Origin of the sequence: Brevundimonas sp. (assembly GCF_036677305.1) — a bacterium.
Classification (GTDB): Bacteria; Pseudomonadota; Alphaproteobacteria; order Caulobacterales; family Caulobacteraceae; genus Brevundimonas.
In genome coordinates this window covers 1-11,614 of record NZ_JAKFEB010000070.1, presented here as the reverse complement: position 1 = coordinate 11,614, position 11,614 = coordinate 1, and the positions used below count along the sequence as shown (strand labels likewise).

Below are 11,614 nucleotides of genomic sequence, written 5' to 3'. Positions count from 1 at the left end.
GAAAAGGGCGGGGTGGACGGCTTCTTCGTCGCCCGTCTGGACCGGGTCGCCTGAGGCGGGATGGAGCCGGAGAGGTCGCGGCGAATGTCCGCTAAGGGCCGGGAGCCGGCCGTCGTCTCAATGGTGGATCCCGATATGGCCGCCTGTCCTAAGACAGGAGGCGCCAGTTCCGGCGCACGACGTTGGTAAACGAGTGACCCGTCTGCAGCGTGTGAGACGGTTGGATGTCGCCACACGCGTACTGCATGACCAGGCCTTCGAGGGAGCCGTCCGTCAATGGTCTGGTCCTGCTGGGGACGGCATTCTGGAAAACGCTGTATTCGTGCTCGAGCGAATAATACTCGACGTGAAGCTGCGCGCCCGTTCTCCGTTCGCAATCGAAACGGTTCAACGAAATCCGGTAGTCGTACCATTCGTCGCCATGAGGGAGCATTTCACTGCGCCCGGTGGCGAAGATCGAGCGCACCGTCACGCTCGAACCTGAGCGCTCTATTGAGGCGACGTCGTAGGCGACAGCGAAGTTCCCCTCATGCCCCGACAGTCGCCACTGGCCGGGGTCTCCCGTCTGACCGGGCCCGGTTGAGAACATCGCCAGACTGGCCACCAAGCTTGCAGCAATCATCTTTACCTCCCACAGCCAGCCCCCATTCTTGCCCTCTTTGTCGACATCCGTCCACGACCGGCGAAATCGCGGGCTTTGGCCATGCCGCATAGCCCTGATGCGGTCCGACTCTGGTATCGCCGGATTGTCGTGAAGGTCCGCAACGGGTCGGAAAAGGGCGCGGGTTCCGGAAGCTGCCGCCGACCTTCAGGCCGGTAGAGATTCTCGCCCCTCCCGACCCGCCCTTCCCGTCCCCGAAATCCGCTACTTTCGCCCCTCTGCTCAGCGGGAACGCACGGCGTCCGCCCCCCTGCGACCGATTCTGACGCAGGGCCGTGCATAATGACAGGATGCCCGCCGGGCCTGGTCCTTGACACAGCTGAACCCCCCGCCGCCGCCGTCCAGGCGTCGGCTTCTCCCCGGAACATCGACCCGAGGGCGGGCCATCATGATTTTTCAGAAACGACCCGCTACTCCCGGGACAATTCCGGTCCTGCGAGCACGGTGTAGGTGAGGGGCGAGCGGATGCTGAAGCCCAGGGTCTCATACAGGGCGATGGTCGCTGTGTGGGCCGCGTAGACGTGCAGGAAAGCCTGCTCGCCGCGTTCCAGAATCCGCTGCGTGACCACCCGCATCAGGGCCTTGGCGTAGCCCCGGCCGCGATGGTCCGGATGGGTGCAGACGCCCGAGACCTCGGTGAAACCCGAGGGCCGCATCCGCTCCCCGGCCATGGCGATCAGCCGGCCGTCCTGTTTCACGCCGATGAAGTCCCCGAGGCGGTGGGTTTTCTCGAAGAAGGGGCCGGGGACCGTCAGGGCGGCCAGCGCCAGCATGTCGGCGGCGTCGGCCTCGCCCAGCGGCTCGAAGGCGATGTCGGGGCCGCCGCCGGCGGTCAGGGCCGAGGCGGTCATCTGCATGATCTCGGATGTCGACCGCACGCGGACGCCGGGCGGCAGGGGCGCCGGGCCGGCCTCGACCGTGCCCATGCCGTGCGGCGAGACGTTCAGGGCCGCCATGGCGCGCAGGCTTTCCGCGGACGCGTCGGCCGCCGCGACGAACAGGGCGTAGGCCGGATCGAACCGCAGGGCCGTCGGCGCATCGCCCAGCGCCAGATCAGCCTGCCGGCTGGTCAGGCTGCTCCAGACCGGACGGTCGAGCGGGTGGCGCATGGCCCCTGTTTATCGCAAGCGCCGCCGTTCGCCAGAGGGAACGGGACGCGGCGTCCGGAAGCCGCCGTCAGGCGCGCCAGAAACCGACGAGTTGCTTGACCTCGTCGACCACGGGATCGGCGATGGCGGCGGCGCGTTCGGCGCCGTCGGCCAGGACCCGGTCGATCTCGGCGGTGTCTGCCATCAGCCGGCGCATCTCGGCCGTGACCGGGGCCATGGAGGCGACCGCCAGATCGGCCAGTTTCGGCTTGAAGGCGCCGAAGCCCTGTCCGGCGAACTCGGCCAGCACGGCCTCGCGGCTCATGTCGGCCAAGGCCGCATAGATGGTGACGAGGTTCTTCGCCTCGGCGCGGCCCTCCAGGCCTTCCAGCGTCTCGGGCAGGGCGTCAGGGTCGGTGCGCGCCTTGCGGATCTTGGCGACGATGGAGTCGGCGTCATCAGTCAGGTTGATGCGCGACTGGTCCGACGGATCGGACTTGCTCATCTTGGCCGCGCCGTCGCGCAGGCTCATGACCCGCGGCGCCGGCCCCTGGGTCAGGGGCTCGGGCAGGGGGAAGAAGCCCGGCGCGTTGAAGTCGGTGTTGAACTTCTGGGCGATGTCGCGGGTCAGCTCGAGATGCTGCTTCTGGTCCTCGCCGGTCGGCACCTCGGTGGCCTTGTACAGCAGGATGTCGGCGGCCTGGAGCACCGGGTAGGTATAGAGGCCGACGGACGACCGCTCCTTGTGCTTGCCGGACTTCTCCTTGAACTGGGTCATGCGGTCCAGCCAGCCGAGGCGGGCGACGCAGTTCAGGATCCACGCCAGTTCCGAGTGGCCGCGCACAGCTGACTGGGGCCAGATGATCGACTTCGACGGATCGAGGCCTGACGCCAGATAGGCGGCGGCGATCTCGCGCGTCTGGGCGGTCAGCTTGTCCGGGTCCTGCCAGACGGTGATGGCGTGCAGGTCGGCGACGAACAGGAAACAGGGCGCGCCCGTGTCCTGAAGCTGGGTGAACCGCTTCAGGGCGCCCAGATAATTGCCCAGATGCAGGGCGCCGGAGGCCTGGATGCCGCTGAGGACGCGGCGGGGGCCCTGATAGGCAGGAACGGCGGGGGAGGCGTCGGTCATGTCGAGGCGCAATGCCCGACCGCCGCCCAATCGGCAAGTCGTTACTTGGCCGTTCGCCGCAGCAGCCCCTTCACTTCGGCCATGGTGATGGCGCGCGTGGCGAAGGCGAGGGCCACATAGACCAGCCCGCCGAGGCCCGTCACGAGGATCAGGCTGATCTCCTTGGCGCCGTGCGAGGCGCCGATCCCGGCGAGCAGATCGGCGATCGGCGCCTCGTAGTACGCGCGCCCCAGCGAGGCCGCGGCGACCACGGCGCCGAGACCGGCGCTGGCCAGAAGAATCCGGCCGAGACGGGAGATCGCCGCCTTGCTCGGGCGATACAGGTCCCGACGCCACAGGCGGCTGCCCAGCAACAGGGCGTTGACCCAGGCCGAGGCGCTGACGGCGGCGGCGATGCCCGCCACGCCCATGCCGAGATTGAACAGGCCGATGGCCAGCACCGCATTCACCGCCACGGACACGAGGGCGAAGGTCATGGGCGAACGCGTGTCCCTGCGGGCGAAGAAGGCCGGAGACAGGATGCGGATCAGGACGAAGGCCGGGACGCCCCAGCCGAACTGGAACAGGACGCCCGCCGTGGCGCGCGCGTCGATGTCGAGGAAGGCGCCGCGCGTGAACAGGGCGTCGATCAGGAAATAGGGCATGGCCATGAGCGCGGCGGCGGCCGGCAGGGTCAGGGCCATGGACAGGGTCATGGCCTCGTCCATGGAGGCCTGTTGCTGTTCCCTGTTCTCCGACGCGACGGCGCGCGACAGACGGGGCAGCAGGGCGATGCCGATCGCCACGCCGACGAGGCCGAGGGGCAGCTGGTACAGCCGGTCCGCCGTCGACAGCCAGGCGCGCCCGCCGTCGACCCAGCTGGACAGGTTCTGGCTGATGAAGACGTTGATCTGGGTCGCCGAATTGCCGATCGCGGCGGGGACGGCGGTGATGATGATGGCCTTCACCGGCGGGGTCAGTTTCGGCAACGACAGCCGCACATTGGCCCCGGCCTTGCGCACCGCCCACCAGCACAGCCCGGCCTGGGCCACGCCCGCGATCGCCACCGCCCAGGAAGCGGCGTAGGCGGCCTGGATCGGCCCGCCCGTGGCGGGCACGACGGCGGCCAGCATGATGAGGTTCAGCAGGATCGGATAGGCGCCCGAGACGATGAACCGTCCCCGGGCGTTCAGCACGCCGCTGAGCAGGGCCGCCACCGCCATACAGGGCAGATAGGGCATGGTGATCTGGGTCAGGACCACGGCCAGCTTGAACCGCACCGGATCGTCGAGGAAGCCGGTGTTCATCACCGTCATGATCCACGGCATCGTCAGCTGGGCGACGAGGGTCAGGGCCACGGTGATGGTCGCGATGACGGCCAGGGCGTCGGTGGCGACCCGGTCGGCGGCTTCCTGGCCTTCGGTCTCGAGCGTGCGGGCGTAGGCCGGCACGAAGGCGGCCGCGAAGGCCCCCTCCGCGAAGATGCGGCGGAACAGATTGGGGAAGTTCAGGGCCGTGTAATAGGCGTCCGCCGCCGGTCCGACCGAGGCTCCGAGATAGCCGGTGATGACCGTGTCGCGCGCGAAGCCGACGAAGCGGCTGATCAGGGTCATGCCGCTGAAGATGGCAGACGACCGCATCATGCCGCCGCCCTTGCCGGAGGTGGTCCCCGAGGCGGGCGGCTGGACGACCGGATCGACCGTGGCTGTGGCCGAAGGAACCGGCGGCGCGGCCTCGATCGGTTGAACCTGGTCGTCGGTCTTTCTGGACATGGAAGCGCCTTAGCGTGCTTCCGGCGCGCGCGATACGGGCTCTTGCGTCGGGCCGCGGCGGCCGACCTCGGAGACGTCGCGAAGGCTGGCCCGGACGGGGGCCGAGACGCCGCGGCCGGCGCGTTCGGTGAAGTCGAGGACCGTCTCCAGATCGGCCCGCAGGGCGTCCAGCTTCGGTCCGGGTTTCGGTTTCTTTCCGGCCGCGTCGGTGACGTAGAAGCTGTCGACCGCGCGCTCGCCGAAGCCGGCGATATGGGCCGAGCGGATCGACAGGCGGTGGATGGCGAAGGCGCGGGCCAGATCGGCCAGCAGGCCGGGGCGGTCGGCGCCCGACACCTCGACCACGGCGGCGGTCGGGCTCTCGTCCAGATCGACCATGGCGGTGGGCCGCACGTCGAAGGCGGCGCGCCTCGGATTGGGCGGGACGGTCGGCGGCGGGGCCGTGGGAACGCCGCCGCGCGCGGCCGTCTCCAGGCCCTCGATCAGCCGGGTCAGGCGTCGCGGCTCTGCCTGGCCATAGGGGGCCCCGCCGCCGTCCTGGAGCTCGAACACGTCCAGGGCCGTGCCGTCGGGCGCGGTGGCCACCCGGGCGCCGACGACGTCGGCCCCGGCGGCGGCCAGGGCGTCGGCCAGGTCGACGAACAGGCCCGGCCGGTCGCGGGCGGCCACCGCGACGCGGGTGGCGGCGCGCTCGTCCTCCTCGCTCTCCTCGACCGTCACGGCCTCGGCGGCGGCGCCCCCGGCGCGGGCGCGTGCGACCAGTTCAGGATAGTCGTCCAGCGGATCGGCGTGGGTCACGTCCTCGCCGCGGAAGACGCCCTCTGTGCGCAGATAGAGGTCGCGGATGAGGTTGCCTTTCCAGGCGTTCCAGACGCCGGGTCCGACGGCGCGGATATCGGCCACGGTCAGGATCAGCAGGGTGCGCAGCCGCTCGGGGTCGCCGACCAGCCGGGTGAAGGCGCGCACCGTCGCGGGATCCGAGACGTCGCGCTTCTGGGCGTAGTCGCTGAGCGCCAGGTGGTTGCGGACCAGCCAGACCACGAACTCGGTGCGGCGCGGGTCGAGACCCAGCCGGTCGCAGGCGCGGCGCGCAGCGATGGCCCCGTCCTCCAGTTGGCCCCGATCGCCGCCCTTGCCGACGTCGTGCAGCAGCATGGCCAGCATCAGGGCCTCGAAGTCGTCGATGCGGTGGACGATCTCGGACGAGGACGGGTGGTCGGCCTTCAGCTTGCCGCGCCAGATGTCGTTGATGATGCCGATGGCCTGCAGCGTGTGCTCGTCGACCGTATAGGCGTGATACATGTTGAACTGGGTCTGGCCGACGATCCGCCCCCATTCCGGGAGGAACCGGCCCAGCAGGCCCGTCTCGTTCATCAGCGTCAGGACGCGATAGGGCCGCTGGCCGTGGGCGAGGATGTCGAGGAAGGCGCGCGTCGCCTCGGGGTCGCGGCGCAGGGAGGGGGTGACCAGCGACAGCGAGCGGCTGACGGCCGAGAAGGCGTCGGGGTGCAGGTCCAGATCGTGCTCGTCGGCCGTGCGGAAGAGCATCAGCAGTTTTTCCGGCGCGGCGGCGAAGACCTCGGGGCCGGTCACCGACAGGCGGCCGGCGTCCTCGGTGAAGCCCTCGACGCCCAGCTTGCGTTTGCGGCCGGGGATCAGGCGCGACAGGCTCATGGTCGGCTTCTGCTGCCGGGCCTCCAGCTTGGCCGACATGGCGCGGGTCAGGGCGCCGACGTCGCGGGCGACGAGGAAATAGCGGCGCATGAACCGCTCGACCGCCGGCTCGTCGCCGCGCCCGCGCCAGCCCATGCGGCGGGCCACCTCGGGCTGGAGGTCGAAGGTCAGCTTTTCCTCGGCCCGGCCGGCGGTCAGGTGCAGATGCGCCCGGGTGCGCCACAGGAAGTCGAACGATTCCTCGAACGTCCGACGTTCGCGCGCGGTCAGCAGGTCGTCGAGCACACGGGCGCCCAGCGGGCTTTCGGGCGCCAGGGAGCGGGCGATCCAGAACAGGGTGTTGAGGTCGCGCAGGCCGCCCTTTCCGTCCTTGACGTTGGGCTCGACGCGATAGCGAACGGCGCCGGACTTCTGATGGCGCAGATCGCGCTCCGTCAATTTGGCGGCGATGAAGGGGCGGGGATCGGCCCGGGTCACAAAGGCGCGGAAGCGGGCGATAAAGTCCTCGGCCAGCCGGTCGTCGCCGGCCAGCGGCCGCGCTTCCAGCAAGGTGGTGCGGATGACCATGTCGGACTTCGCCAGCGACAGGCACTCCTCGACCGAGCGCGCCGACTGGCCGACCTTCATGCCGAGGTCCCACAGGACGTAGAGCATGAATTCGATCACCTGTTCGGTGCGCGGGATCGACTTCCATGGACGCAGGAACAGCAGGTCGAGGTCGGAGAAGGGCGCCAGCACGCCCCGGCCGTAGCCGCCGACCGCGATCAGGCTGAGCCGTTCGGCCTCGGTCGGGTTGTGGGCGGGATAGAGGGTCCCGGTGGTGAAGTCCCAGAGCGTCGTCAGCAGGTCGTCGGCGGCGGCCGAATAGAGCCGGGCCACCTCGACACCCTCGCCCCCGGCGTCGAGGCGGCGGGCTGCTTTTGCGCGGGCTGTATCGAAGCTCTCACGCAGAATGTCGGCGACCGCCTTGCGCACATCGGGGGCGGACGCGGCCTCGCTCAGCCGGTCGTCGAGGGCGGGGGTCACCGGCGGCCCAGACCCTTCAGCCGGTACAGGGCCTCCAGCGCCTCGCGCGGGGACAGTTCGTCAGGCTCGATGGCCTGAAGGGCGTCCTCGACGGCGGATGAGCGCGGCGGCGGAGGCGGTTCGGCGACGGCGAACAGGGGCAGGTCGTCGAGACTGATGGCGGCGCTCTTCTCGCCTTCGAGGCGATCCAGCACCTCGCGGGCGCGGCTGACGACGGTGGCCGGGACGCCGGCCAGTTTCGCGACCTGGACGCCGTAGCTGCGGTCGGCCGCTCCGGGGGCGGCCTCGTGGAGGAAGACGAGGTCGCCGTTCCATTCCTTGGCCACCATCGACAGGTTGCAGACGTGGGCCAGCCGCGTCTCGAGGCCCGCCAGCTCGTGATAATGGGTGGCGAACAGGGTGCGGGCGCGGTTGCGGTCGTGCAGGGCCTCGGCCACGGCCCAGGCGATGGCGAGGCCGTCATAGGTGGCGGTGCCGCGGCCGATCTCGTCCAGCACCACGAAGCTGCGCTCGGTGGCCTGGGTCAGGATGGCGGCGGTCTCGACCATCTCGGTCATGAAGGTGGAGCGGCCGCGGGCCAGGTCGTCGCCGGCGCCCACGCGGCTGAACAGCCGGTCGACGACGCCGAGGCGCATGGCGCGGGCGGGCACGAAGGCGCCGGCCTGGGCCAGGACGACCAGCAGGGCGTTCTGGCGCAGGAAGGTCGACTTGCCGGCCATGTTCGGGCCGGTGACGATCGACAGCCGGGCGCAGCCGGCGCCGGAGCCGTCGAGCTTGCAGTTGTTGGGCGTGTAGGGGTCGCCCTGCGCCTTGACCGCGGCTTCCACCACCGGATGGCGGCCCGCCGTCACCTCGAAACAGGTGGTGTCGTCGACGGCGGGGCGGACGGCCCCGACCTCCTCCGCCCATTCGGCGAGGGCGGAGTGGGCGTCCAGCTCGGCCAAGGCCTCGGCCACGGCCTGAAGCTGTTGCGCCAGCGCCTGCACGGTTGTGCGCCAGACCTCGAAGGTCTCGCCCTCGATAGCGAGGGCGCGATAGCCGGCCTGGCTGATCTTCGCGTCGAGCTCGGACAGTTCGACGGTGGTGAAGCGGACCTGGTTGGCCAGCGTCTGACGGTGGATGAAGGGGCTTTCGCCCGAGGGCCGCAACAGGGGTTCGGCGGCCTTGGCGCTGGTCTCGAGGAAATAGCCGAGGACGGCGTTGTGGCGAATCTTGAACGGCACGCCGGCCTCGGCGACGGCGCGGGCCTCGAGGTCCGCGACGACGCGGCGGCTGTCGTCGCGCAGGCGGCGGGCCTCTTCCAGCTCGGGGCGATAGCCGGCCGAGACGAAGCCGCCGTCGCGGGCCAGATGCGGCGGCTCGGCGACCAGCCCCTCGGCCAGATCGACCAGCAGGCGGCCGAGCTCGGGCGACAGGGATAGCCGGTCGAGGGCGGCGGCGATGCGGGCAGGCGGGCCGGTCAGAGGATCGCGAGCGGGCGGGAACAGGCCCGCTATGCCTTCGGCGATCGAAAGGCCGGTGCGGATGGCGGCGAGGTCGCGCGGTCCCCCCCGGCCCAGCACGAGGCGCGAGGTGGCGCGGGCGACGTCGGACGAGGCGCGCAGGCCGTCGCGGAGATCGCGGCGCAGGTCGCGGCGCTCCAGCAGCCATTCGACGGCGTCGAGTCCATGGTTGATGGCGGTGGTGTCCCGCAACGGACGGGCGATCCGTTCAGCCAGCGCTCTCGCTCCGCCCGAGGTGACGGTGCGGTCGATACAGGCCAGCAGCGAGCCCTCGCGCTCGCCGCGCTGGGTGCGGTCGATCTCGAGGCTGAGCCGGGTGGCGGGGTCGATGGCGAGGAAGCCGCTGTCGCCCGAGCGGCGCGGCGGGGACAGGGCGGGAATCTTGCCGGCCTGGGTCGTCTCCAGATAGGCGGCGATCAGGCCGAGGGCCGAGACCTCGGCCTCCTCGAAGGCGCCGAATCCGTCCAGCGAGGCGACCCCGTACAGCCGCTCGACCCGAACGCGGGCCCCGACGGGTTCGGCGAGGGCCTGGGGCAGGGCCTGGACCACGCCGCCCGAGCCGTCGAGCGCGGCCTTCGTCGCCTCGTCCGAGAACAGGCGGTCGGGGACCAGCACTTCCGACGGGCGGAAGGAGGCCAGGGCGGCGCCGAGGTCCTCCAGCGAACAGGCGACGGCGTCGACCGAGCCGGCCGACAGCTCCACCACGGCCACGGCGGCGCGGCCCTTGCGCACCGAGACGGCGGCCAGACGGTTGGCGCCGCGCGCGTCCAGCAAACTGTCCTCTGTCAGGGTGCCGGGGGTGACGACGCGGACGATGTCGCGGTGGACCACGGCCTTTGAGCCGCGCTTGCGGGCCTCGGAGGGGGCCTCCAGCTGTTCGCAGATGGCGGCCTTGAAGCCCTGGCGGATCAGTCGGGCCAGATAGCCGTCCAGCGCATGGACGGGGACGCCCGCCATGGGGATGTCCTCGCCCTGGTGTTTCCCACGCTTGGTCAGGGTGATGCCGAGGGCGGCGGAGGCTATCTCGGCGTCCTTGAAGAACAGCTCGTAGAAGTCGCCCATGCGGAAGAAGACGATGGCGTCGGGCTGGCTGGCCTTGGCGGCCAGGAATTGCGCCATGACGGGCGTCGTCCCCTCGCTGGACGGGACCGCGTCGGCTTTCGGAGGGTGGACGAGGGGGGCGTTCATGGGAGCGCCGCAAGGTGAAGGATTGCGCGCCGGGCCTCAAGCATCTTTGCCGCAGGCGTCTTCGTCTCAAGCGTCTTGCGCAAGCTGTGCCGCACTGCGACAACCCCGGCAGGCGGTTAAGGGAACGCGGTGTGACGCCGCGGCTGTGCCCGCAACTGTAGGCGGAGAGGCCGTCGTTCGATCCGGAAGCTTGCTTCCGGCGCCACTGGGCAACCGGGAAGGCGAGAGCGGCGGTCGTTGACCCGCAAGCCAGGAAACCTGGCCGCCGACGTCGCTCGTCCGCTGTCCGGGGTCAGGCAGAGGCGTGGGGCCAACCCTTCCGCTTGCGGAAGCTGTTCCGTCGAAGCGACCCGACCCCAGCGCCGTACCCCATCCGGGGACGGGTCGGTCGCTTTCACTCGCCGCCGCGCAGCGCCAGCGCGGGGCCGACGGAGACCCGCGCATGACGCGATCCATCCTCTACGCCACGGCAGCCGCCGTGCTGCTCCCCCTGTCCGCCCAGGCCCAGGAAACGGACGACGCCCTGCCCGAGGTCGTTGTCACCGCCACCCGCCTGCCGGCCATCGTCGCCGACACGCCGGGCGCGCGGGTCATCGACCGGCACGCCATCGAGCAGCGCGGGGCGGTGTTCGCCGCGGACATCCTGCATGACATCCCCGGCCTGTCGGTGGTTCGCTCCGGCGCCTTCGGCGGCGTGGCCCAGGTGCGGATGCGCGGCGCCTCGCCCGGCAAGACGCTGGTGCTGGTCGACGGCGTGCCCGTCAACGACCCGGCCGAGGTCAACGGCGCCTTCGACTTCTCCGGCATGGAACTGGGCGACATCGAACGCATCGAGGTGCTGTCGGGGCCGCAGTCCTCGCTGTGGGGCTCGGACGCCATCGGCGGGGTGATCGCCTTCACCACGCGCGATCTGGACGGCCTGGGCGCCGACCTGGAGGCCGGATCGTACGAGACTGTGCGGGCCCGGCTGGCGGCGGGCGTCTCGACCGAACGCTATGGCTTCGGGGCCTGGGTCTCGCATTTCGACACGGACGGCATCTCGGCCGCCGACGAGGCGGACGGCAATACGGAGGCCGACGGCTTCACCACCACGACGATCGGAGCCAAGGGGCGCTACGCCTTCACCCCGGTGGCGAGCGTGGACGGATCGGTGCGCTGGACCGACAGCGATGCGGATCTCGACGGCTATCCCGCGCCGGCCTACGCCCTGGCCGACACGCTCGACACGCAGTCGAGCGAGGCGTGGTCCGGCTTCGGGCGGCTGCGGGTGAACGCCTTGGGACTGGCGCATCAGTTCAGCGTCTCGGCGTCGGACATCGCGCGGGAGACGGTGTCTTCCTTCCCCTCGGCCTTCGAGGCGGACCGGCAGGTCTTCCGCTGGCAGGCCGATGGTTCGGCGGCGGGCGCGGACTTCGTTCTGGGAGCGGAGCGTGAGGACACCGAGGGCAGCCTGTCGACCGGCCTGACCCAGGAACTGGGCACGACCTCGGCGTTCGCGACGGCGCGGATCGAGCCGACGGAGCGGCTCAGCCTGACCGGCGCCGTGCGGTTCGACGACACGGACGACTTCGGGTCGAAGACCACGGGCCGGG

The 11,614-nt window shown here is 70.6% G+C and carries 7 protein-coding genes and 1 riboswitch; of the genes, 1 reads left to right on the top strand and 6 read right to left on the bottom strand.

What is annotated here, in order from left to right:
* Positions 1 to 148 precede the first annotated feature (148 nt).
* The 6 genes from V6M42_RS04230 to mutS all read right to left on the bottom strand — a co-directional run bounded on the left by V6M42_RS04230 (position 149) and on the right by mutS (position 10,022).
* Entirely contained in the window at positions 149 to 622 is a 474-nt protein-coding gene (locus tag V6M42_RS04230; RefSeq protein ID WP_332657617.1) for a surface-adhesin E family protein, read from the bottom strand.
* 449 nt (positions 623 to 1,071) lie between these two features.
* Positions 1,072 to 1,770, bottom strand: coding sequence for a GNAT family N-acetyltransferase (locus tag V6M42_RS04225; RefSeq protein ID WP_332677364.1), 699 nt, complete (start codon positions 1,768 to 1,770; stop codon positions 1,072 to 1,074).
* A gap of 67 nt (positions 1,771 to 1,837) precedes the next feature.
* Positions 1,838 to 2,881: a tryptophan--tRNA ligase gene (trpS, locus tag V6M42_RS04220; protein ID WP_332677361.1), complete on the bottom strand. Its 1,044-nt coding sequence runs from the start codon at positions 2,879 to 2,881 to the stop codon at positions 1,838 to 1,840.
* 41 nt (positions 2,882 to 2,922) lie between these two features.
* Positions 2,923 to 4,632 carry a murein biosynthesis integral membrane protein MurJ gene (murJ, locus tag V6M42_RS04215; protein WP_332677359.1) on the bottom strand — a complete coding sequence of 570 codons (1,710 nt, stop codon included), beginning with the start codon at positions 4,630 to 4,632 and terminating at the stop codon, positions 2,923 to 2,925.
* A 9-nt stretch (positions 4,633 to 4,641) separates the two neighbouring features.
* On the bottom strand, positions 4,642 to 7,332 hold the full coding sequence (gene glnD / locus V6M42_RS04210) for a [protein-PII] uridylyltransferase (protein WP_332677357.1): 2,691 nt from the start codon (positions 7,330 to 7,332) through the stop codon (positions 4,642 to 4,644).
* Positions 7,329 to 10,022: a DNA mismatch repair protein MutS gene (mutS, locus tag V6M42_RS04205; RefSeq protein ID WP_332677355.1), complete on the bottom strand. Its 2,694-nt coding sequence runs from the start codon at positions 10,020 to 10,022 to the stop codon at positions 7,329 to 7,331. The genes glnD and mutS overlap by 4 nt, the downstream gene beginning before the upstream one ends.
* A gap of 119 nt (positions 10,023 to 10,141) precedes the next feature.
* Positions 10,142 to 10,282: riboswitch (cobalamin riboswitch) on the top strand.
* A gap of 182 nt (positions 10,283 to 10,464) precedes the next feature.
* On the opposite strand from mutS, the gene V6M42_RS04200 reads away from it, so the two are divergent.
* Positions 10,465 to 11,614, top strand: a 1,150-nt coding sequence (locus V6M42_RS04200; protein WP_332677353.1) for a TonB-dependent receptor plug domain-containing protein, incomplete at its 3' end; no start/stop codon positions are given.